General features: G+C 60.7%; 18 protein-coding genes. 11 read left to right on the top strand and 7 right to left on the bottom strand.

The window, feature by feature from the left end; all coding sequences use genetic code 11:
• The first annotated feature begins 97 nt into the window (after positions 1–97).
• The gene (gene galU / locus ACSQ36_RS14820) at positions 98–1,018 is read left to right on the top strand and encodes a UTP--glucose-1-phosphate uridylyltransferase GalU (RefSeq protein WP_213768955.1); all 921 of its coding nucleotides are present in this window, start codon (positions 98–100) and stop codon (positions 1,016–1,018) included.
• A 50-nt stretch (positions 1,019–1,068) separates the two neighbouring features.
• Here galU (ACSQ36_RS14820) and ACSQ36_RS14815 read toward each other — a convergent pair whose 3' ends face one another.
• Together ACSQ36_RS14815 and ACSQ36_RS14810 are read right to left on the bottom strand one after the other, a co-directional pair.
• Positions 1,069–1,659, bottom strand: a complete 591-nt coding sequence (locus ACSQ36_RS14815; RefSeq protein ID WP_213768954.1) for a phosphatase PAP2 family protein — start codon at positions 1,657–1,659, stop codon at positions 1,069–1,071.
• 142 nt (positions 1,660–1,801) lie between these two features.
• On the bottom strand, positions 1,802–2,812 hold the full coding sequence (locus tag ACSQ36_RS14810; protein ID WP_436183189.1) for a GlxA family transcriptional regulator: 1,011 nt from the start codon (positions 2,810–2,812) through the stop codon (positions 1,802–1,804).
• A 451-nt stretch (positions 2,813–3,263) separates the two neighbouring features.
• Here ACSQ36_RS14810 and galU (ACSQ36_RS14805) point away from each other — a divergent pair, with 451 nt between their 5' ends.
• Positions 3,264–4,196, top strand: coding sequence for a UTP--glucose-1-phosphate uridylyltransferase GalU (galU, locus tag ACSQ36_RS14805; protein ID WP_436182443.1), 933 nt, complete (start codon positions 3,264–3,266; stop codon positions 4,194–4,196).
• A gap of 264 nt (positions 4,197–4,460) precedes the next feature.
• Here galU (ACSQ36_RS14805) and ACSQ36_RS14800 read toward each other — a convergent pair whose 3' ends face one another.
• The 4 genes from ACSQ36_RS14800 to ACSQ36_RS14785 form a co-directional block, all read right to left on the bottom strand.
• A complete protein-coding gene (locus tag ACSQ36_RS14800; protein WP_436183188.1) occupies positions 4,461–4,913 on the bottom strand; it encodes a GDP-mannose mannosyl hydrolase in 453 nt (150 codons plus the stop codon).
• Positions 4,914–5,015: 102 nt separating this feature from the next.
• On the bottom strand, positions 5,016–5,156 hold the full coding sequence (locus ACSQ36_RS14795) for a hypothetical protein (RefSeq protein ID WP_213768951.1): 141 nt from the start codon (positions 5,154–5,156) through the stop codon (positions 5,016–5,018).
• 463 nt (positions 5,157–5,619) lie between these two features.
• Positions 5,620–5,802, bottom strand: coding sequence for a hypothetical protein (locus tag ACSQ36_RS14790; protein WP_436182442.1), 183 nt, complete (start codon positions 5,800–5,802; stop codon positions 5,620–5,622).
• A 431-nt stretch (positions 5,803–6,233) separates the two neighbouring features.
• Positions 6,234–8,471 carry a hypothetical protein gene (locus ACSQ36_RS14785; RefSeq protein WP_436182441.1) on the bottom strand — a complete coding sequence of 746 codons (2,238 nt, stop codon included), beginning with the start codon at positions 8,469–8,471 and terminating at the stop codon, positions 6,234–6,236.
• Between the two features lie 1,374 nt (positions 8,472–9,845).
• On the opposite strand from ACSQ36_RS14785, the gene ACSQ36_RS14780 reads away from it, so the two are divergent.
• The 9 genes from ACSQ36_RS14780 to ACSQ36_RS14740 all read left to right on the top strand — a co-directional run bounded on the left by ACSQ36_RS14780 (position 9,846) and on the right by ACSQ36_RS14740 (position 22,308).
• Positions 9,846–10,847 (top strand): GlxA family transcriptional regulator, encoded by a 1,002-nt coding sequence (locus ACSQ36_RS14780; protein ID WP_436182440.1) that lies wholly within the window; start codon positions 9,846–9,848, stop codon positions 10,845–10,847.
• A gap of 142 nt (positions 10,848–10,989) precedes the next feature.
• Complete coding sequence (locus tag ACSQ36_RS14775; RefSeq protein WP_436182439.1) at positions 10,990–12,510, top strand: mannose-1-phosphate guanylyltransferase/mannose-6-phosphate isomerase; 1,521 nt, start codon at positions 10,990–10,992, stop codon at positions 12,508–12,510.
• A 42-nt stretch (positions 12,511–12,552) separates the two neighbouring features.
• The gene (locus ACSQ36_RS14770; protein WP_436182438.1) at positions 12,553–13,929 is read left to right on the top strand and encodes an undecaprenyl-phosphate glucose phosphotransferase; all 1,377 of its coding nucleotides are present in this window, start codon (positions 12,553–12,555) and stop codon (positions 13,927–13,929) included.
• A 16-nt stretch (positions 13,930–13,945) separates the two neighbouring features.
• Positions 13,946–15,127, top strand: coding sequence for a polysaccharide biosynthesis/export family protein (locus tag ACSQ36_RS14765; protein ID WP_436182437.1), 1,182 nt, complete (start codon positions 13,946–13,948; stop codon positions 15,125–15,127).
• Positions 15,128–15,233: 106 nt separating this feature from the next.
• Complete coding sequence (locus ACSQ36_RS14760) at positions 15,234–17,468, top strand: polysaccharide biosynthesis tyrosine autokinase (RefSeq protein WP_436182436.1); 2,235 nt, start codon at positions 15,234–15,236, stop codon at positions 17,466–17,468.
• Between the two features lie 73 nt (positions 17,469–17,541).
• Complete coding sequence (gene gmd / locus ACSQ36_RS14755; RefSeq protein ID WP_436182435.1) at positions 17,542–18,660, top strand: GDP-mannose 4,6-dehydratase; 1,119 nt, start codon at positions 17,542–17,544, stop codon at positions 18,658–18,660.
• Between the two features lie 5 nt (positions 18,661–18,665).
• Positions 18,666–19,622: a GDP-L-fucose synthase family protein gene (locus ACSQ36_RS14750; RefSeq protein ID WP_436182434.1), complete on the top strand. Its 957-nt coding sequence runs from the start codon at positions 18,666–18,668 to the stop codon at positions 19,620–19,622.
• Positions 19,623–19,679: 57 nt separating this feature from the next.
• Positions 19,680–20,822 carry a glycosyltransferase family 4 protein gene (locus ACSQ36_RS14745; protein WP_213768943.1) on the top strand — a complete coding sequence of 381 codons (1,143 nt, stop codon included), beginning with the start codon at positions 19,680–19,682 and terminating at the stop codon, positions 20,820–20,822.
• A gap of 151 nt (positions 20,823–20,973) precedes the next feature.
• Positions 20,974–22,308, top strand: coding sequence for a glycosyltransferase WbuB (locus ACSQ36_RS14740; protein ID WP_436183187.1), 1,335 nt, complete (start codon positions 20,974–20,976; stop codon positions 22,306–22,308).
• Between the two features lie 138 nt (positions 22,309–22,446).
• On the opposite strand, the gene ACSQ36_RS14735 is transcribed toward ACSQ36_RS14740, so the two are convergent.
• On the bottom strand, positions 22,447–22,905 hold the full coding sequence (locus tag ACSQ36_RS14735) for a hypothetical protein (protein WP_436182433.1): 459 nt from the start codon (positions 22,903–22,905) through the stop codon (positions 22,447–22,449).
• Positions 22,906–23,224: the final 319 nt, after the last annotated feature.

Genomic DNA, 23,224 nt, shown 5'->3' with positions numbered 1-23,224 from the left:
ATTGAAAGCTTTGCATGAATACGAATTCGATGCATCGGGATACTGCGCGAACGGGCGTTCGTGCATTAATTGAAAGTATTTTAGGGAAGCGCGTGCGATGCTGAAAGTCACCAAAGCCGTATTTCCTGTCGCGGGACTCGGCACTCGTTTCCTGCCCGCGACAAAAGCGAGTCCGAAGGAAATGCTGCCTGTCGTCGATAAACCGCTGATCCAGTACGCGGTCGAAGAGGCGATAGCAGCGGGAATCACGGAAATGATATTCGTGACGGGCCGAAGTAAGCGAGCGATCGAAGACCACTTCGACAAATCCTACGAGATCGAGGCGGAACTCGAAGCGCGCGGCAAGGCGGCGCTGCTCGAGGTCGTGCGCAACATCAAGCCCGCGAACGTGGACTGCTTTTATGTGCGCCAGCCGAGTGCGCTCGGGCTCGGCCACGCAGTGCTATGCGCGGAAAAGTTGATTGGCGAAAATCCGTTCGCCGTGATCCTTGCCGACGACCTGCTCCACAGCAAGGAGCCGGTCATGAAGCAACTGGTCGATGTATTCAATCATTACCATAGCTCTGTCATTGGCGTAGAGCGGATCAGCCGGATCGACAGCGCGTCCTATGGCGTCATCGAAGGGCGCGAGTGGGAAGAGGACATCATCAAGCTGTCGGGGATCGTGGAGAAGCCGCAGCCGGCTTTGGCGCCGTCGAATCTGGGAGTGGTGGGGCGCTATGTGTTCATGCCGGGGATTTTCGCGCATCTGCGCAATACGCGGGCCGGCAGTGGTGGCGAGATTCAACTGACTGACGCGATTGCGTCGTTGCTCGCGGTCGAGCAGGTGCTGGCATACCGGTACTACGGCACCCGCTTCGATTGCGGCAGCAAGCTTGGTTATTTGAAGGCGACCGTGCAGCTCGCGTTGCAGCATCCTGAGGTGCGTGACGACTTCGAGGCGTATTTGCGTGAGTATCTGCCTGCGTTGTTCCCCGCGGAAGTGGTCGAGCAAGCCGAGTTGATCGAGCCTTTCTAGCGGTGGTTTTCGTTCACGCCAGCACCCCATCACATCTGGCGCGAGCGATTTCAGAAATCGAACCACCGGCATAACCACGGTGAGTAGGCTACGAGCATTTGCTGAATGGGTGCGTGATGCCCATAGGCAATCGTCGACACTGCAAGCAGACCTAGCCCGGCAAAGATCGACCCCGGCATCTTGCGCGGCTGTTTGAAAAAGCGTCGCAGGAAAAACAACGCGATACCGCCACCCAGAAACCAGCCGGCCACCACTTCAATGGGGGTATGTGCGTCCTGCACGACCCGGCAAAAGCCGATCAGCGCGCCTAGTGCCAACCCGGCCGCCGCGCCCAGCCTGTACCACCTCACGCCTCTGCTTCCGGCCAGCAGGCCGAACGTCACGCCCCATACCGCCGATGTCAGCATGGTGTGGCCGCTGATCACGCGAAAGTCGATCGAACGAAGCTCGATGCCGCAGCCCGCATACAGGATCTTGTTCACGCCGACCAACGCCAACGCGCCCACCAACGTACCCACCCAAACCAGCGCTTCACGTTTGTCAGTTGTGCTCAACCACAACGCACATCCGGCTGCCACGGGAATGGTCAAACCCGCATCGCCGAAATTGGTGATCCAGCTCAAAGCCGTCGTACTTGTCATACTCCCCCCGAAAAGCGCGCGCTTGATCGGCGATCAGGATCGTCGCCGCTGCGCTTGTTGCGCTGTGCCTATTGTGCCCGTTGTACCTATTGCCTGCTCTTAATCCGTGTTTCCAACTGCGCCGGAACCTGACATGACTTCCTCACTCCTCCGCGGCTTTCCTGCGTCCGGCCAACCGGTATTCGGTCGGTGAAATGGACAGGCGCTTGCGGAATATCTTGGCCAGTCCATCGCCGCTGCCGGCGCCGCATCGGCGCGCGATCTTATCGACGGGAAGATCGGTCGCGGCAAGCAGCATGCAACTGGCATCCAGTCGCGCCCGCAACAAATATTCCGACGGCGTCAATCCGATCTGCGCCTTGAAGCGGCGCAGGAAATTGCGCTCGCTCATGGCCGCCACGCGCGCGGCATCGGCAATCGAAATCGGCCGGATGTAATTTTCGCGCATCCAGCGCGCCGCTGCGTCGATCTTTTGTCGCACACCACCCACGTCGGTGTCGTCGAGCACGGCGGACAACTTCGGCCACGCGCCTGGAATGGAGCGCTCCGATACTTCGCGCGCAACCGCCGGACCGTAATCACGTTTGATGATGGACAGTGCGGCCGCGATCGGACCCTTGGGGTCATCGAGCGTAAGTGTCTGCTCGGCGATAAACAGCGAACTCGTCAGGGCGGACGCTGCCGCGGGGTCTTCGAAGTCGGGCGCCCGGTTCTGCAATGAAAGGTTCGCCGCCGCGAGGATCTGCGAGCCTTCGCCAATGGCCTTCACAAACGATATCTTCGGTGCGACCCTGCTTAAGCGCCTGAGCAACTGCGTGTCCAGTTTCGCGCGCTGCGCGCCTTCGCCGCCTGCAATGAAGAGGGCGTCGCACTCGCTCATCCAGCGCGTGTCGAGACTCTCGGTCCAGATGCGCATGGAGCAACTGCTGGCAACGCTGCCGCCATCGCTCGACAGGAACAGCAACGCGTAATCCGGCGCCGCGCCGGACTTGACGGCAGCGGAATCGGACAACGTGTGAATCTCGTTGGCGAACGAAAACACCTCTGATATCGAACTCACCTCGACCAGCGAGAAGTCTTCGAAGATCAGTATGCCGATCCGCTTGGGCGCGGCCTTCCCTTCCTGTATCGCTTCATGCATGGCTTCTTGCATCGCTTCGTGTGCTGATCCTGGGCCTGACTCGTGCGCGGCTCCGGAGGCGGTTGCATGCTCGGGCGTGTGCCAGTTCGAGCGGGATGCATCGGGCACCGGCGCAGATGCGGACGCAGGGTCGGCACTCGGCAATCGCACGATTTGCAGCCGGCTCATACCATTGGCGTGTCCCATCAACTTGTCTCCGTTGTCGGTCCGGGCGGCGGGGATTGGTCGCGTATGCGTCGCACTATACGCGGCGCCGCAGAAGCATCAGGGCAGTCGTCTGAAAAGAACGAGATGTTGGCAGATGGTTTCGATATTCAAGTAATAAGCTGACCATCAGTGATGAAAAAAACAGGCACGGGGTCTTTCGTTCGCATAGCATGGGGCATTGCAGGAGGCATTGCGAAAGACTGCATTGACTGGAATCCTGGCCCGTCGAGCGCCGGACAAAACAAGGGGGTCGGACATGCTTAAGGTACGCAAGGCGGTGTTTCCCGTCGCAGGACTCGGTACGCGCTTTCTTCCTGCCACCAAGGCAAGTCCGAAAGAAATGCTGCCCATCGTCGATAAACCGCTGATCCAGCATGCGGTGGAAGAGGCGGTCGCGGCCGGCATCACGGAAATGATCTTCGTCACGGGCCGAGGCAAACGTGCGATCGAAGACCACTTCGATAAATCATACGAAATTGAAGCGGAGCTCGAGGCGCGCGGAAAACGTGCGTTGCTTGAACTCGTACGCAGCATCAAACCGTCCCACGTCAACTGTGTCTACGTGCGCCAGGCGGAGCCGCTCGGACTCGGCCACGCAGTGCTATGCGCGCAAAAGCTGATCGACAACGAACCGTTCGCCGTCATGCTCGCCGACGATCTGCTCGATGGCGAGCCGCCCGTGATGGCGCAGATGGTCGAAGTCTTCAACCGTTATCACTCGTCGGTGGTGGGCGTGGAGGAGATCGATCCGCGTGAGTCCGGGTCATACGGCGTGATTGAAGGCCGGCAGTGGGAGGACGGACTCTTCAAGATAGCAGGTATGGTGGAGAAGCCTGAGCCGGCGTTGGCGCCGTCTAACCTGGGCGTCGTCGGGCGCTATGTGCTGATGCCGCGCATCTTCGAGCATCTGCGCATGCAGAAGCCGGGCGCGGGCGGCGAGATCCAGTTGACCGATGCGATCCAGGCATTGCTCGCGCATGAACAGGTGCTTGCTTACCAGTACAAAGGCAAGCGCTTCGATTGCGGCAGCAAGCTCGGTTATCTGAAGGCCACCGTGGAGTTCGCGTTACGTCATCCGGAAGTGGCCGAGCCGTTCAAAGCCTACTTGCGCGCGTTTCTCGCGAGCCGCAACCCCGCACCGGTGACGAACGGGGAACCGCTCGACGAGGCGCCGGAACTGATCGGCTGAATGAGTCGGCTACGTTCGCGAGCCGAGTTTCATGAACCATGAATCGATGAACGCGCGGCACTGGCGTTAGCTGCAGACACGTCTGGCGAACAAATTAAACAGGATTCGAATTGCAGCATGAACCGCGTTGTACGTAGCGCCAGCCCCCCGGCGCGCGCTATGGTCTTTAGCCCGCTACGAGCGGGCTTTTTTTTCGCGCACAGCACGTAAAAAAAGCGGCTCATCGAGCCGCTTATAGCGCCACCGGTGGCCGACCCGCGGTCCTTACCGAAAGTATGCTTTTGCGTTCGGGTGCACGTCTTCGCGAGCCAGCACTTCTGCGGGCATCAGCCATGCGTAGTCGCTGTGTTGATCGAAGCGGCCGATCGGCACCGAGCCGCCCAGCATGATCGAATAAGCGAGCACGACATATTGCGTGGCAATGTCCGGCACGCCTGCGAAGTTATCGTAGTAGTGGTGCTCGAACACGCCGAACAGACGCGACGACGAGCGCTGTACGCTGGCTATGCCCAGCTCATCGCGGACTACGCGCGTGAATGCGGCGTCGAGCGTTTCGCCTTTGCGGACCCGGCCGCCCGGCACGAACCAGGTGTCTTGCGCGGGCCGGTTGCGACGCTGTCCCAGCAGCACGCGGCGGTTGCCATCGGTCACGATCAGGTCAATGGACACAAGCGGTGTCAGTCGAATGGCGTTAAGGAAGTCCGCGTCATCAAGGATCGGCGACGCCTCGAACGGTGGCGTTTTCTTAAGTAGATCGGCCTGTTGCGCGGCGGCGGCGACTGATGAAAACGAAGAGAGATCGGTCACGCTTGTGGTACCTCAGTCATGTTCATCGTTATTGAATAAGCGCGCGGCGACGTGGCCAATGAAAAGCACCACTAGGGCGATCAGCGCGCAGACTGCCAACCCACCGCCGAGCATTGCGACGACGATGATCGTCGTCCAGCGCAGGCCGTCCATGATGGTTCCGAGTGTGCTTTGGATCGCTGTGTTTGCGGCCAGACACGCAATGTTTGCGTGTCTGCGTTCACCGCGTCGGCATTTTATGCAGATGAGCCAGTTTACCGCGCGGTCATCGCTGCCGTATCGGCTTTGAACTGGCTTATTACGCCGAAAGATCGCGTTTGGAAGCCAATCGGAGAAATCGTCCTTGAGCGCCCTGGCGAATGCGTCATAGGCAGGAAGATAGCAGCGACTTCCGATGGAACGTGTACCTGGATCATCCCTGTGTTCCTCGCAAACCAGGCAAGCCGGTTATTCGCGGCATACACGGTGCGCGCACGCCCGCGACGTTGGTCATCGCGCCGTTTGCTGCAACTCACCATGCCAGGGCGCGTGGTTGAACGGACACAGCGTTCAGCACTTTGGCGTAGCTGGCCGAACCATGGCGGTCTTTCCCTCGATGCTTCTTGTTTGCGGCGTATCAGAGGTCCGTGATGTCCGTGGGCGCTTCAACCGACGCGCCTGCAGGAGGCTTCATCTCCCCGCTGGTGTCGCGGACATTTTCAGGTGGGCAAGCGCTCAGCACGCTCAGGCAGCCGAGTATGGCGGCGAAAAGGAGGCCACCCGCAGATGCGGCGGCATGCCCTGGTTCATGGTGTTTCATGGCAATTGCAGTGGGGTCACCACTGCCCTACAAACGATGTGCTCGATGGCACGAATGGGACGGACGGACGCGCCAAGGCTTGGCGGCGTGGACGAATCAGATGACTCCAGCGGCTCTCGAACATGCAATGCCTTGTCCTTCGATTGCTTCGATTGCTTCGACTGTCGTCATGGAGATCGAATGTAAGGCACGCGGGAATCCGCTTCTGTCGGAACTTTCGCAAAAATTCGATGGAGTTCTGAAACGCTGTGGAGCGTGAAAACGTGCTGCTTTAGCGCTGTTTTCATGCGGCATCGATAGCCGGTACCACGCGCGATCGTTGAATGAGAAACGAGCGTTGACTGAGAAACGTCAACGGAGAGCGCCCGGCCAGAGCGGGTGACCGGGGCATGCCAATACCTGTCAACACCCGTGCATAGCGACGGCAAGGGTTACTGCGCCACGTACCCTTCGGGCGTGTTGACGTTCGCCTTCATCACGCCGGCATTCTGCGACACCACATACACCGGCGCCTCGGTCAGCGTCAGCGCCACGCGGCCGTTTGCATAAGGCAGCGTGGACGGATTGCCCATCATGTCGAGCACGGTAACCGTTCCGGATGTTCCCGCTGCATCCACCGGCAACGTGTATTTCACGCCATGCGTCTCGCTGAATCCGGATGCACCCGGCCATACCGCATTCTCGTGCGTCCACAGCGCGGTCACGACCTTGCCGCCGTTCAGGCGCTGGAACGCATACGCATAGACGCCGGGCGGCGTGTTCTTGATGGGCCCAAGCGTGCTGGTGCCGTCGATAATGCGGGTCATCGCAGCCACGCCCATGGCCGCGGGCTTCGGGCTGATCTGCTTCTGGCCGTAGCCGCCTTCGGCGTTGACGAGATCGAAGAAAATGCCATAACCCACTTCGGTCGGATCGGCCGTGTAGAAGATATAGCTCATGTCCGCGCCCTCGCCGAGCAGGATCAGGTGCAGCCGTGACACCAATGCGCCCTGGGCATACAGTACGTTCGCGGACGGCGTCGCGCTCCCGTACTTCGTGCCGATGTCATAGCTGATACCCGACTCGGTGATGAACAGTTTCGCGCCCGGTTTAAGCATCTGCGTCATGGCGTGACGCAGCCCGCGCATCATCATGGGCAAGCTTTGCGCGGCTTTCTGCGGATCGCTGTTACCCGCCATGCGTTCTGGGGGATGCGATGGCGACGTCCCCACGTCGTAGTAACCATGCGCGCTCACGCCGTCGAGATACTTCGCAATGCCAAGCGGCGCGAGCCGGTTCAGCCACTCGGTGTTTTTCCCCAGCGACGACAACGTCAGCCCCATCACGACCGCATGAGGATCGGTAGCGTGGATCGCTTCGTAAGTCGCTTTGTACATGGCGACGAGATTGGCGTCCGTATCGCGCCACGGCAGGCCGCCTTCATAGTCGGGTTCCCAGCTCACCTGATAGTAGTTATTCGATTGCTGCGGAAAAACGCTCGAGCGCACGCGGTTCGATTCTTCGCCCACGCGCTTCATATAGGCGCTGTAGTCGGCAAGCGAGGACGGCGCGTAACTGTGCGTGTCCTTGCCCGTACGGTTCGCCCAGCCCGGAATGCCGTCGAGCTGGATCAGCCGCAGCAGGTCGCCGGGTTTGAAGAACGGCGCGAGGTTGTCGGCGGCGGGATTGAATGTGTTCGGCGCTTGCGGCTCAGTCATGTACCAGTTGCGGTTGTCGTTGACCCAGGTGAGGCCCAGGTCGGGATAGAGCGGCCGATACCCATCGCCGGAACAGCATGTCTGGCCGGGCCGTAAATATGCCGCGCCCTGACCGCCGAAGCGATGCAGATCGGGGTACTTGTACGTGACGGCCGGCAGGACCGCGGTGAGTTCGGGCAGCACGCCAAAGGTGGCGATGCCCGCTGGCCGCGTGCCACGCGACGGCAACGCGGCGGGCGCTGCATTGGCCGCGTCAAGTTGCGCGGAGATCGAAAAGTAGCCGGCGGCCTGCGACGTGCACTTGATAGTCGATGTATGCGTACCCGGCGTCACGGCGAAATGGCCGCTGGCCTTGACCGTGTTCCACGCATCCTCTATCCGCCATGCAAGCGTGCCGGCCGACTTGGCCCGGGTGGTCAGCGCGAGTTCGAACGGTTTGCGAAGCGGGAACATACGCGTGCCGTCGCTGCCGGGTGTGTCGGCTTCGATGGCGTCGCCGGAAGCTGGCGCATCGACTGGCGCGACAGCCGGGCTGCATTGCATCGGCAGTGGGGAGGAGGGCGGCGGCGAGTCGGCTACGAAGCGCGCCATGGCGCTGTCCGCGCTGGCTTCGACCCAGCAACGCTTCGACGCACCCGGCGCGGGGTCGTCGAACACGCCGTTGTCGCAACCCGTGCCGCCCGTGAAGGTCTTGACTACGTGCTTCTCAGGCGTGCCGTAGAGCACCTTCCTCGCGCCGTCGAAGGAGCAACGCTCGTACTCCGCCGCGCAAGGTGTCCAGGAACTGCCGTCGATCTTGACGGTATCGGTGGGCGTGGCGGACGCTTCCTGAGCTGCAGCGTTTTCGCCCCGGCAAGCACAGACGGACACCGCGACGACGAAGGCCAGCGCGAACCTGCTGTATCGAACCAGCAGGCGGGGCGGGCGCGGCGCAATACGTGCGGCGAGTCTTTCGATCGATAAATTTTTCATTACACCCCGGGGTCGAGAGCCGGGTGGTTCGAGTCCGCGGCGACGGTGTTTTCCACCGAGGAAAAACGGCACTCTCCACCTTCGTGCTACCTGAATGAAACGTTTTCGTATGCGCTGCGCTGCGATGCCCAATCACCCGGTAAATGCCTGCAAGTTTCTATCTCGCGATGCAACATAAGGCACTGTTCAAAGGTGCTGCGAGCAGGCGCGCGGCGCCAGGAGTACCTGCTCGTGCCGCTTCCGATTGCGCTGAGGATAGGCGAGCTGCAACGAACACGCCAGTCGTGGCGATGGACGTTGTCGGATGCTGACGGTATCGAACCATCCGGGCGTATATGGGTGGCGGGATAGCGCGACAATCTGGCCGATCCGGCATTGTTGGGTGCTCCTTCGGCCAACCGGCGCATGCGTAACTAATCTGTATCAAAACCAGCGGGGGCTGCTCCGGGATACGCCGTCCGAGCGTAGGCGGGCGATCACACGTAACCACGCAAGCGCAGGGCTGCTGACAACTGGTATGTGAATGGTTGCGCCGAGTCGTCATCCGCCGCCACGCTGGCGGATTTTTTCGCTTGGCCTCTGCGGGCCTCCTAGTTCATTTGATCCTCATTCAATGAACCCGCACGCCCCGTCCGAGCCGGATTCGTTGCCGGCGACTGCCAGTTGGAGGTATTTCATTTTGACGTTGTACGGGGTTTTATCAGATGAAATGATTTTGTTTCTATCGTGAAACGTCATTTTGGTAAATATAAGAAAAGAATCGAAGTATGTGCGCCACCACACATTGCCGGATTATGTTGCTAATTGCGATGGCGCTTTGAAGGCATGATTTAACACTTGTATTTTAATTAGAAGTGTTTTTTCAAGCCTTAAACAGAGAGTTAAAAAGGCAAGTCTTCGTGAAACGTGTTTTTAATCGTGGTTTGTCATGTTTCACTCACGCAACGTTTACTGCTACTCACGCTCTGGCCGCGTCTGCGCCGGACCCGAGAATGCCGCGGGAAGCCTTACCGCGCGGGCCTTTATAAACCGCGCGGAACGTTGATTTGTATGACATTCGCGGCGTTGGACAGCCCTGTCCGATATGTGCGGTCGAATTGGACTGGCATTCCTCTTGCAATGTGCCATTCGAAATCAAAATCCCGGTCATTCAATTTATTTACAAAATTACCGAACGAACGTATTCAAATTTACCGAATGATAGGCAGCGCACGCACTGAAAAGGATTTGAATGGCGACGCCGGAATTTTTCCGCCAACATCTCGCTACTTTCAGTCACGACAACCTAATAAAACTTGAGGGTGTCTATGATGCACCGCAATGAGAACCCACTATCCAGTCACGTTGGATTCAACAAGTTCGCAGGGGAACGCCATGCCGTACGCCAGTCTTGAACCCGCCGTAATGGGATGGCTACAGCCGGCCCCCCGCACCGCGCAGGCGGAGATCCGCCGTATCGCGATCCTGCTGTTCGACGGCTTCTCGCTGCTCGGCGCCGGGATTGTCGCGGAGGTCTTCCATGTCGCGAATGAACTGGCCGTCCTGAGAGCGCGCAACGACTGGACCTACGACGTGCGTTTCCTGTCCGTCGAAGGCGGCAACGTGGCGTGTTCGTCGTCGGTACGAGTGTGGACCGACGGCCTCGATGCACGCCACTATGGCGGCTTCGACGCATTGTTCGTAGCCGGCGGCAAGGGCGCGGACGGTGCGGCGGGCGACGAACGCATCGTGGAATGGCTGCGCCGCGTGCATTCCAAGACCACGGTGGTCAAGTCGATCGCGGAAGGGCGCAAGGTGCTCGATGCCGCGGGCATCGGCCACGCGGCCGAGACGCAGATCCGCGTTGGTCATTCGATGATGCACGCCGTACGCGAAGAGCAGGCGAGCGAAGCGGGAGACCGCTACGAATCCATGAAGGGCGCGTTGCTGATGATCAAGCGCGACCTCGGCGTGGACGTGGCGCGCGGGGTTGCGGAACGTCTCATGCCCGGCTCGGCCTCCAAGCTCGTTCCGTTGCTCGGCGATAGCGGCACGGCCTCTGCCGGCGACAAGATCCGCACCGCCGCGCGCTGGCTCCAGGACAACTGCGAGCGGCCGATCTCGGTCGTCGATGCAGCACAAGTGGCGGCCATGAGCGAACGCAACTTCCTGCGCCGCTTCAAGATCGAGATGGGCATCACGCCCTCGGACTATCTGCTGCAAGCACGCCTTGCCGTGACCTGCACGTTGCTCACTGATTCGGAACTGCCGGTAGACAAGATCGCGCGCCGCAGCGGCATGGGCAACGGCGACCGTCTCGCCAAGATCTTCCGCAAGCGCCTTCTCATTTCACCAACCGAATACCGGATGCAAAGCCGTCGCGATGCCGGCGCCTGATGGGGATAAGGCCAGGTTTTTTTGACCGTAGTCACGGAGCGTTGAGACGCAAGCGGTTCGGCTGAACCGGAGTCGACGATCGGTGCAAATGGCGCGTGCAGCTCCGCCCGGGGAACGGGTTAAAGAATATAGGAATACTAAAATGGACAGCAAGGTCAGGCAGGACATCGAGGAAACCGTTGAGACGATTACCGCTCCGGGAGTGAACACGGAGTGCCGTCGTCTCGTGCAGGTGATTCTCGCGGGCGGGTCAGGCACACGCCTGTGGCCGGTGTCGAGGGAGCAATTTCCGAAGCAGCTGATTGGCCTGATCGGCACCGAGTCGTTGTTACAGGCCACCGTGCAGCGCATGAAGCACTTCCCCGCAGCATGGGACGTGGTGCCGGAGCCGGTCATCGTGTGCGGCGAAGAACATCGCTTCGCAACCGCCGAGCAGGTGCGTGAAAGTGGCGTGACTGCGCGCATCGTGGTCGAGCCTGCCCGCCGCGATACCGCCCCCGCCCTCACGCTTGCCGCACTGGCCGCCTGTGCCGACGGCCAGGACGCCATCCTCGTGGCCATGCCGGCCGACCATGCCATTGCCGATCTCGATGCGCTGCATGCGTCCATCGAAACTGCCGCGCGTTTTGCGCAGGCCGGCGACATCGCCACGCTCGGCATTCCTCCAACGCGCCCCGACACCGGCTTCGGCTACATCCGCCTGGGCGACGCACTGCAAGACGGCGCGCATCGCATTGACCGCTTCGTCGAAAAGCCGCCCGCGGAACTGGCTACGCAATACGTGGCAGCCGGTAATTACTGGTGGAACAGCGGCATCTTCGTCGTGCGCGCATCGGTATGGCTTGCCGTACTCGAACAACTCCAGCCGGAGATGCACGCGGCATGTGTCTTGTCGTACGAACAATTGAATAACGCAGACGGATACTTGCGTCCATGCGCTGCGGAGTTCTCGAAGTCACCCTCCGATTCGATCGACTACGCGGTGATGGAGCACCTCGGCAAGCCCGGTTCGCCGTTCAAGGGTGTGGTCGTATCGCTCGAAGCCGGCTGGTCCGATCTCGGTTCGTGGGACGCGGTCTGGGACGCGATGGAGAAGGACGAATCCGGCAACGCGGCGAGCGGGCGGGTCCTGTTCGAAGGCTCGACCGCGAGTTACGCGCGCTCGGAAGGCGGCAGGCTCGTGGCGTGTGTGGGCACGACGAACCTGATTGTGGTGGAGACCGACGACGCGGTGCTGGTGGCCGATCGCTCACGCGTGCAGGACATCAAGGGACTTGTATCGCGCATCAAGCTTGCGAAGTCGCCGGAAGCCGACGCGCATAGAAAGGTTCGCCGCCCGTGGGGTTTCTACGATTCCATCGATCACGGCGAGCGGTTCCAGGTGAAGCGCATCGTGGTGAATCCGGGGGCGCGCCTGTCGCTGCAAATGCATCACCACCGCGCGGAGCATTGGGTCGTCGTAAGCGGCACAGCGCTCGTCACGCGGGGAGAAGAAGAATTTCTGCTGAGCGAAAACGAATCGACCTATATCCCGCTCGGCGTGCGTCACCGCCTTGAGAATCCCGGTCGCGTGCCGCTTGAAATCATTGAAGTGCAGTCTGGGACCTACCTCGGCGAAGACGACATCGTCAGATTCGACGACAAGTACGGCCGGTGCAGTTAAACAACCGTCAAGCAAAAAAGTGTGTGGTTCGGGGAGAATAAAATGCGCGGAATAACAGACCTGCTGGCGCGAATATTCGATGTTGCGATGATCGTGCTGGGTGCGCTCGTGGCGTCGCAAATCCGTTTCGACGACATCTCGCAGCGTAGTTTCTATCTGGCGTTTGTGGCTTTCGCAGCGGCGTTTTCTCTCGCTGTGTTTCCTGCGTTCGGTGTGTATGCCTCATGGCGTGGCCGCTCGAAGGGGGCACTCGCGGGCCAGGTCGCGCTGAGCTGGCTCGTCGTGCAGGCCTGCGCGATGGTGCTGATGTTCTCCTTGCATCGTATCGACTTCGTGTCGCGTCTCTGGTTCGTCTACTGGACCGGCATGGCAGGCGCCGCGATGATCGCCGGCCGCCTGATCACGCACAGCGTGCTGGGACGCGTGCGCAACGCGGGCCTGAATTTGCAGCAGGTCGCAGTCGCTGGATGCGGCGAACATTGCGACGAGATCGTTCGCAAGATCGACACCGCGCCGGCAGCAGGCTTTCGTGCGACGGCAGCCTACAACGTACAGGCCGGTACCACGATGAACACGCGTGTGCCGGTGTTCGAAGAGCACGAAGCCTTTGCCAACTACGTGCGTACGCAGAACGTGGGTGAGGTCTGGCTCGCGCTGCCGCTGACCGAAGAACGCACGATCCTCAAGCTCGTCAACGAGTTCCGCAATGATCTGATCAACATTCGTTTCATGCCCGACGTGCGCACGCTCGCGCTCTTCGAAGGCAGCGTGACGAACCTGCTTGGCGTGCCGACCATCAACCTGGCGGCGTCGCCGTTGCCGCCGAACGCGATGATGCAGAAGGAGATCTTCGATCGCTTCTTTGCGCTGGGCGCCTTGCTCGCGGTCTCGCCGGTCCTGCTTGCCTGTGCAATCGCAGTGAAGCTCAGTTCGCGTGGCCCTGTGTTCTTCAAGCAACGCCGCAAAGGCGCGGATGGCCGCGTCTTCACCATCTACAAGTTCCGCACCATGCGCCTGCATGCGCAGAAAGAGGGCGTGCTCGAACAGGCCAAGCGCGGCGACCCGCGGATCACGCGCGTAGGCGGTTTCCTGCGGCGCACGAGCCTGGACGAACTGCCGCAATTCTTCAACGTACTGCGCGGCGACATGTCGGTGGTCGGACCGCGTCCGCATGCGCTCGAACACGACGATCTTTATCAGAAGGTCGTGTCGGGTTACATCCACCGCTACCGGATCAAACCGGGCATTACCGGGTGGGCGCAAGTAAACGGCTTTCGCGGCGAAACCGATCGCATCGAAAAAATGGAGGGACGCGTAGCACACGATTTGTACTACCTCGGGAACTGGTCGTTCGGACTGGATATGAAAATTATCTTCGCGACGATCTTCAAGGGTTTGCGCCACACCAACGCTTATTGAGGCAGGGGACGACAACATGAACAGCCAACAACTATCCGGTGCCGCGGTGCCGAACAAAAACAGCCATGCCGTTCCCGGAACGCGTGTGGCACTCTCCCTGGCGATTGCCGCCATGCTGTCCGCGTGTTCGCTCGTACCGGGCCAACACATGGTCACGCCGGCTGCGTTGCCGGTCACGACGGCCGATAACGGTGACGTGACGAGCGACATGCAGATCCCGATCAAGCAGATCGACCTGACGCTGATCCGCCAGATTCGGGCGGAGCAAAAGAGCAGCACCACGGCGCAGGCGCAGCTCAACCTGTTCGCCAAGCCCTCGGGTTACAAGCTCGGCGCGGGTGACGTGCTGCAGATCGTCGTCTGGGATCACCCGGAACTCGCGGCAGCGCTCGGCCAGCCGGCGCAGAACACCAAGCCCAGTGATGCGGCGCCCGGTTTTGTAGTCGACAGCGAAGGCAACATCCAGTTTCCGTACGTGACTCACGCCATCCACGCCGAGGGCAAGACCGCCGAGCAGGTCCAGCGCGAAATCTATGCGGACCTGAGCAAGGTGTTCGTCAAGCCGCAAGTGACGGTTCGCGTGGCTTCGTTCCGTTCGTCGCAAGTCTATGTGGATGGTGATGTGCGCGCTCCGGGCGCGCAGACGATCAACGACATTCCGATGACGTTGACCGAAGCCGTCAACCGTTCGGGCGGCTTTGCGCCGACGGCCGATCAAAGCCGCGTGACGATCACGCGCAACGGCGTGGCGTATCCCGTGAACGTCGCGCAGATGATGAAGCAGGGCAAGAACCCCGCCGACATCATGCTGCAGCCGGGTGACATGCTGCATGTGGATTCCCGCGACGACAACACCGTCTACGTGATGGGCGAAGTGACCAAGCCCACCGCCGTGTCGCCGTTGCGCGACGGCACGCTCACGCTGGGTGAGGCCATCGTGCAGGCGGGCCAGATAAACCAGGACACCTCCAATGCGGCGCAGCTTTTCGTGGTCCGCCAGTCGACCGGCGACTCGCCGGTGATCTATCGCCTCGACGCACGCTCGCCGGTATCCATGCTGCTTGCGAACCAGTTTCCGTTGGAATCGAAGGACGTTGTCTATGTTGACAACAGCGGTCTCGTCCGCGCCAACCGCGTATTGAACCTGTTGTTGCCGGCTATCAACGCGGGCCTGACTGCCGCGATCGTAACCAAGTAGTCCTGGAGCTGCGTCCGGTGCCGGACGTCATGAAGATCACGAAGGTGAAGAAAGTGACGTTGGGCGCCGGCCCGTTTCGATTGTTCGTTTGAGTGAGCGACAAAAAATGGCCATCAATTTCGAAAACCGTTACGCGGACGTGGTGTCGACAGGGGACGAGTTGCGCTTGTCCGACTACCTGGCGGCCATCTTGGGAAGCTGGCGGATCATCGCCCTGGTGACCCTGGTTGTGGTTGCGCTCGGCACGGCTTACGCATTCATTGCGTCGCCGGTTTATCGCGCCGACGCGATGATCCAGGTGACCGAAAGCAATCCCGGAAACAACGCCAATAACAACAATGCCAACGCGGTGCAGACCGTGTCGCAGATGTTCGACGCGAAGTCGACGACAGCGGCCGAAATCGAGTTGCTGCGTTCGCGGCTGGTGGTCGAGGACACGGTCAACAAGCTGCATCTGGATATCAGCGCGCGTCCGCGCTACTTCCCGATCGTGGGCGGCATGATCAGCGACATCCTGGGCACGCGTAACGGCCAGGCGCCCGTGAGCTGGCTGTCGGGTTTCGCTTGGGGCAACGAAAGCATCTCGGTGCCGAAGTTCGACACGCCCAAGGAAGCCTACGACAAGACGTACATCCTCACTGCCGGCGAAAACGGCAGCTATGTCCTGAGCGACCCGGACGGCATCGCGATCCTGAACGGCAAGGTCGGCCAGGAAGCGAGCGGTACGAGCGCGCTTGGGCCTGTCACGCTGCTGGTTGAAAACATGAGCGGCGAGCCGGGCGCCAAGTTCGAACTGACGCGTGCATCCACGCTCGGTACCGTGGATGCGTTGCAAAAGCGCCTGACGGTGGCTGAAACAACGCTGCAGTCCGGCATCATCGCGTTGAGCCTTGAAGGTCACGACAGCAAGCTGACCTCGCAGATCGTGAATAACATCGCGCGCCGCTTCATTCAACAGGATCTCGACACGCGCTCGGCGGAAGCCGGCAAGACGCTCGCGTTCCTCGAGCAACAGTTGCCGGAAGTACGCGCACAACTCGACCAGGCCGAGCAGAAGTACAACAACTTCCGTAACAAGCAAGGCACGGTCGACCTGAGCGAAGAAAGCCGCCTGTTGCTCCAGCAAGTCGTCGACAACAAGTCGAAGCTGATGGACCTGCAACAGCAACGCGCCGAACTCTCGCAGCGTTTCACCGCGAACCATCCGTCGGTGGCCGCGCTTGACGCGCAGATCGGTGAATTGCAGGCTGCCCAAGGTTCACTGACCAAGAACGTTTCCGTGCTGCCCGATACCGAACAAACGGCGCTGCGCCTGCTGCGAGACGTACGGGTCGATACCGAGCTCTATACGAACCTGCTTAACAGCGCGCAGCAGTTGCGCGTGGCGAAGGCGGGGCAAGTAGGCAACGTTCGGGTGGTCGACTTCGCCGAACCGGCTGACGATCCTGTGCGCCCGAAGCGCGTGCTCGTGATCCTGATCAGCCTGGCCGGTGGCCTGGTGCTTGGCATCCTCGTGGCGTTCATCCGCAAATCGTTGTATGGCGGCGTGGAACGTCCGGAAGAAATCGAAAATCGCCTGGGCGTGCGCGTGTTCGCCATCGTGCCGCGCAGCAGCCAGCAATTGCGCCTGCAGCAGAAGGTCGGTTCGCGCAGCCAGGGTCTTCATGTCCTCGCCGCGACCTCGCCGGAAGACGCGGCGGTGGAAGGGATTCGCGGTCTGCGCACGTCACTGCAGCTGCAGATGGCCGATGCACGTAACAACGTGGTGATGCTGACGGGCTCGCGCCCGGATGCAGGCAAGTCGTTCCTCTCGGTCAACCTGGCGACGCTGGTGGCATCGACGAGAAAGCGTGTGCTGCTGATCGACGGCGACATGCGTCGCGGCGACGTGCACTCTCACTTCGGCGTGCGCCATATGCCGGGCTTGTCCGACGTGTTGATGGGCTCGGATATCGAAGCGGCGGTGCTGCATGACGTGCTGCCGGGCGTCGACCTGTTGACCAAGGGCTCGCTGCCGTCGCATCCGTCGGAACTGCTGATGAGCGACCGCATGCATGAAGTGCTGGAAGTGCTCAAGCACAAGTACGACCTGGTGATTATCGACACCCCGCCGGTCCTGGCAGTGACCGATGCAACCGTGATCGGCAAGCATGCCGGCACGAGCCTGCTGGTGGTGCGCCACGGCCGCAACCAGGTGGAAGAGATTGGCGAAACGATGAAGCGCCTGCATCACGGCGGCGTGAACATGAAGGGCGTGCTGCTGACCGACGTACCGCAATCGAGACTGATGTCCGGCAGCGCATACACGAACTACTACGGCTACGAGAGCATCCCTGAGTGATGCCTGGACGCGAAGACGTTGCGGCGCGCGGGGCACGCGCCGCATATCCAATCTGAGAGACGAGAGGCACACGATGAAACGCAAGGTCGCTTTGATCACCGGCATTACCGGACAGGACGGCTCCTACCTGGCCGAGCTGCTGCTCGCAAAAGGCTATGAAGTGCACGGCATCAAGCGCCGTAGCTCGCTGTTCAACACGGACCGCATCGACCACCTGTACAGCGATCCGCACGAGTCGGATCGCAAGTTCGTCCTGCACCACGGCGACCTGACGGATACCTCGAGCATCACGCGGATTGTTCAACGCACCGAGCCCGATGAGATCTATAACCTCGGCGCACAGAGCCACGTGCAGGTGTCATTCGAGGAGCCCGAATACACGGCCAACGCCGACGGACTCGGCGCGCTGCGTATTCTCGAAGCGATCCGCATTCTCGGCATGGAAAAGAAAGCGCGTTTCTACCAGGCGTCGACGTCTGAGCTCTACGGTCTCGTGCAAGAGTCGCCGCAGAAGGAAACCACGCCGTTTTATCCGCGCAGTCCGTATGCAGCGGCCAAGCTGTACGCGTACTGGATGACGGTGAACTATCGCGAAGCGTATGGCATGTATGCGTGCAACGGCATCCTGTTCAATCACGAGTCTCCCGTGCGCGGCGAGACCTTCGTCACCCGCAAGATCACCCGGGCGCTTGCGCGCATCGCGGTCGGCATGCAGGACGAGATGTATCTCGGCAACCTGTCCGCCATGCGCGACTGGGGCCATGCGCGCGACTACGTCGAGATGCAATGGCTGATGCTGCAGCAGGAGCAGCCGGAAGACTTCGTGATCGCTACCGGCGAGCAGCACAGCGTGCGCGAATTCGTGATCCAGGCGGCAGCCGAGCTGGGTGTTCACATGCGCTTCGAAGGTGAAGGCGTGAACGAAGTGGGCATCGTGGACCAGGTCGAGGGGCGCGAAACGAAGATGGCCAAGGGCCACGTGATCGTCCGCGTGGACCCGCGCTATTTCCGTCCGACGGAAGTGGAAACGCTGCTTGGTGATCCGTCGAAGGCACACGCGAAACTGGGCTGGCGCCCCACCACGACATTCTCCTCGCTCGTGAAGGAAATGGTTCGTTCCGATTTTCAGATAGCACGGCGTGACGCGCTTGTCACGATGGCCGGATTCAAGGCACTTGAACACCACGAGTGAAAATCATGGATAAAAACGCACGCATTTTTGTAGCGGGTCATCGCGGCATGGTCGGTTCGGCGTTGGTCCGGCGCCTGACCGGTGAGGGTTATCGCAACATCATCACGCGCACGAAGTCGCAACTCGACCTGACCGACCAGGTCGGGGTCAACATGTTCTTCGAGAAGGAGAGCATCGACGTGGTGTTGCTCGCCGCAGCGAAGGTCGGCGGCATTCTTGCGAATTCGACGCTGCCGGCATCGTTTATCTACGAGAACCTCACGATCGAAACCAACGTGATTCATGCGGCCTGCCGCTGGAATGTGTCGAAGCTGGTGTTCTTCGGTTCTTCCTGCATCTATCCGAAGGCCTGCCCGCAGCCGATCAAGGAAGAGTATTTGCTGACCTCGGCACTTGAGCCGACCAATGAGGCGTACGCCATCGCGAAGATTGCCGGGTTGAAGCTTTGCGAAGCTTATAACCGCCAGTACGGTTGCAAGTTCATCTCGCTGATGCCGACGAATCTCTATGGTCCGAACGACAACTACGACCTGAAGAGCAGCCACGTGCTGCCGGCGCTGATCCGCAAGGCGCACGAAGCGAAGCTGAATGGCGAAAGCACGCTGACGGTGTGGGGATCGGGCACGCCGCGCCGTGAGTTCCTGCACGTGGACGATCTGGCCGGGGCGGCGGTGTTCCTGATGGAGAGCGGACGTACCGAAGGCGTGTTCAACGTGGGCGTGGGCGAGGACCTGTCTATTCACGATCTCGCGGAGACGGTCTGCCGCGTGGTCGGATTCCAGGGACAGCTCGTGTTCGACGCGAGCAAGCCCGACGGCACGATGAGAAAGCTGCTGGATGTGTCAAAGCTGGGCGAGATGGGTTGGGTCGCGTCGACGGGGCTCGAACAGGGCATCCGGGCGACCTACCAGGATTTCCTGCAGCGCTACGAGGCGCTAAGCCAGCAACCGGCACATGCGTGAGCCTGAAGTGGACTATTGCTTCGCACACGCGCGCTACCAATCGGGGACAAGTACAACATGAACGCTACGGTCACTATTTTTCATAACGTCGTCTGGTCGCGGCACAAAGGTGCAGTGCTCTCCGCGCTGTACAACATATCCGGGTCCGGAACGATCAAGTATTCGATGGTTCAGATTGCCGACACGGAGCATGACCGCATCGGCTTCTCTGACGTGGACTATTCGTTCCACAGCTATCCGATGCGCAAGCTCTACAACGGCTGCTATGAAGACGTGCCGACCTGGCGCATGACGGCTCGCCTCACGTGGGAAGTGCTGAAGGCCAAGACAGACCTGGTGGTGCTGCCGGGCTATCACCGGCCCGAGTACTGGGCGATGATGGCCGCATGCATCCTGACGGGCAAGCGTCGCGCCGTGTTCTGCGATTCAACCGCACGCGACCGGCCGCGCAGGATGATGACTTCCATTCCGAAGCGCGTGTTTTTCTCATTATGCGACGGCTATTTCGGGTTCGGTGAACGTAGCCGCGAGTATTTGATGTCGCTTGGCGCGAAGCAGGAAAAGATCTTCATCCCGTGCCAGGCTGCCGCACTGCCACGCTCGTTTTCGCCGGAGCGCGCGCTGCCGGACCGGTTGCACTATCGCGCCGGCAACAAGCCCATTTTCCTGTATGTCGGCCGTCTGTCACCGGAGAAGGGCATTGGCACGCTGATCGATGCGTTCCGCGGGTTGAAGGAACGGATTCCAGATGCAGCGCTGCGCATTGTCGGCACCGGTCCGATGGGTGAAGAACTCAAGGCGAAGGTGGCCTCAATGGGCCTGTCCGATTCCGTTACGTTCCTGGGTAGTCTGCAGGACGAACCATTGTCGATCGAATATTTCAGCGCTACCTGCATGGTATTGCCGAGCATGAGCGAACCCTGGGGCCTGGTGGTCAACGAGGCGCTGAGCCACGGCTGTCCGTCGGTGGTGAGCGAGAGTTGCGGCTGCGTACCGGAACTGGTGATCGACGGCGTGTCGGGGTATGCGTTCCCGGCCGGCGACGTGCCTGCCATGCAACGCACGATGCTCAAGTCGATCGAGGCGTTCGCCGACACGGCAGGCGCTGCGAAACAATGCATGGGCGTGATCCAGCGTTTCGATCCGCCGTCCGCTGCGGCGAACATTGCGCGGGGCTGCGCGATGATGCTCAGCGACTGACCGTGGATCTTTGCTGCGGCCGGTCGATTCCAGAACCAAGAGAGGCATGCAGGGTCACCGAAGCGCGGTTGCGCGGGCGTGGTCCCGCAGCTGACGTTTCGCGAAAGTCCGTTCCGACGGGGCGTGCTCGCCCGGCGGAAGTGGAGGCATGATGAGAATCCTTATATACGGGCTCAATTACGCGCCCGAGTTGACGGGAACCGGCAAATACACCGCCGAGATGGCGGAGGCTTTGCAGCACCAGGGGCACGACGTTCGCGTTGTGTGCGCACCTCCGTATTATCCGGAATGGAAGATTGCCAAAGGCTATTCGGGCTCGCGCGGTTCGCGCGAAATACGCAATCAGGTGCGTATCTGGCGTTCGCCTCTGTGGGTGCCGGCCCATCCGAGCGGTCTCAAGCGCATGATCCATCTCACTTCATTTGCGCTGGCCTCGCTGCCTGCGTTGGTCTTGCAGGTGTGGTGGCGTCCCGACGTCGTGATGTCGATTGCCCCGACCATGCTCAACGCGCCGGCCGCGCTCGCGCTCGCGCGTTTGACGGGTGCACATTCATGGCTGCATATTCAGGATTTCGAAGTAGATGCCGCGTTCGATCTCGGCCTGCTCAAGGGTCAGCGTACGGGACGCCTTGCGCGCACGGTCGAAAGTGCGCTTTTGCGGCGGTTTAACGTTGTCTCGACGATCTCGGACAAGATGGCCGAGCGTGCGATTGCGAAGGGCGTTGCCTCTGCCAATGTGTTCCGCCTGCCGAACTGGGTGGATATCAGCGCGATCTATCCGCTTGATCGCGCGAATAAGTATCGCGATGAATTGAACATACCCGAGAGCGCGAAGGTCGTCCTTTACTCTGGCAACATGGGCGCGAAGCAGGGCATCGAAGTGCTGGCGGGCGCAGCGGCTGCATTAGCTGCGCGCCAGGACATCGTGTTCGTGTTCTGCGGGAATGGCGCGACCAAGGCGGAGTTGGAGAAGTGCTGCGAGCATTTGTCCAACTGCCGGTTTATTCCGCTGCAACCGACCACACGCCTGAACGAACTGCTCAATCTCGCCGATATCCACGTGCTCCCGCAACGCGGCGATGCGTCCGATCTCGTCATGCCGTCCAAACTCACGGGCATATTCGCGAGCGGACGCGTGGTGATTGCCATGGCGCGTCCGGGAACTGAGCTTCATAACATCGTGACGCCGCGGGGCGTAGTCGTGCCGCCGGAGAATGTGCAGGCCTTGTCCGATGCGATCGAGACGCTCGTGGCCGATCCGGAGCAGCGCGCCATCCTCGGTGCGGAGGGCCGTGCATTCGCGGAGCTGAATTTATCGCCGGGGTGGGTGCTCGGGCGACTGGACGAAAAGCTACGCGTATTAAGGGGCGAAGGTGCGGCCGGGCGGATGAGCGAACGCAAGGAAGCGAAGACGGCCAGCGCGGCAAGCCCATCGCCCAAGACGGGTTCTGCGGTGAAGCTGGTGGAGATCGAGAAGATCGATTGATCATTGGCCCGCAGGGACCGGACGCGGCTTACGCTCTGGTGTAATCAGCCTGGTGAAGCTAGCCAGGCAACCTGCTTCACTGTCTGTTCCACAGGCTTGTTCGAAGCACGGCTCAAAACGCCCACGACGCAAGAACCTTTAATACGGAGACCGATAGATCTCCGTTGTTTTCTTGCCGGTCGGCTTGAGGCCGGTTGTGCTGTACACGGACTGCGCAGCGTCTTCCGGGGTAGTCACGAGCTTGCCGCCTGCGTCCTTCACTTGCACGCGCGCACCGGGCTTCATTGCCACCGCGCCGGGGGTGATGAACGACGCGTTGGTCTGAGCCGGGTCCGCGTTGTTGGTCATCATCTTCTCAGCGGACGTGGTGGCAGCGGCGGCCTTAGCACGGTTGCCAGTGGGAGCCTGCCCATAGGGATCGGCATAAGTCGCTCCATAGGTGTCAGGGCCACCCAGCAACTTCTCTTCAGCCCCCAGGTCGGGCGTACCAGCATCGCCTCCGGCTGCATGGGCAGAAGGCCATGCCAAGCACGCGGCGCTCACGACAGCCAAGGCTAATACGCGATGAAGCGAGGGTTGGCGATTGATTGATTTCATGATGCGCTCCGCAGGATCAGCAAGTAAATCGGCGAGTATGAAGATTGATTGTTATCCCAAAGCCGGCGTGGTGTCGAGCGGTTGCCACCCCTTGTTTCAGGGTAGTAAATCTTCTCGCGCACGCTCATGCAGATACCGCCAAAAGTCTTTCCCTTGCGGCCATTAGTGGGCTGGCGCACGAGAACGCCAAGACGTATCGCAGATAATCGTTTCACGCGGCGTTGTTATGCAACTGGTTATGCAATCCGCTGCACGGGCTCGGGGGCCGGCAATCATGCTCAGAACAATCGACGAACCTCGCGTTGAGGACCAGGTGGCG

Source organism: Caballeronia sp. LjRoot34, assembly GCF_964253815.1.
GTDB lineage: Bacteria > Pseudomonadota > Gammaproteobacteria > Burkholderiales > Burkholderiaceae > Caballeronia.
This window is presented reverse-complemented; position numbering and strand designations above follow the sequence as displayed.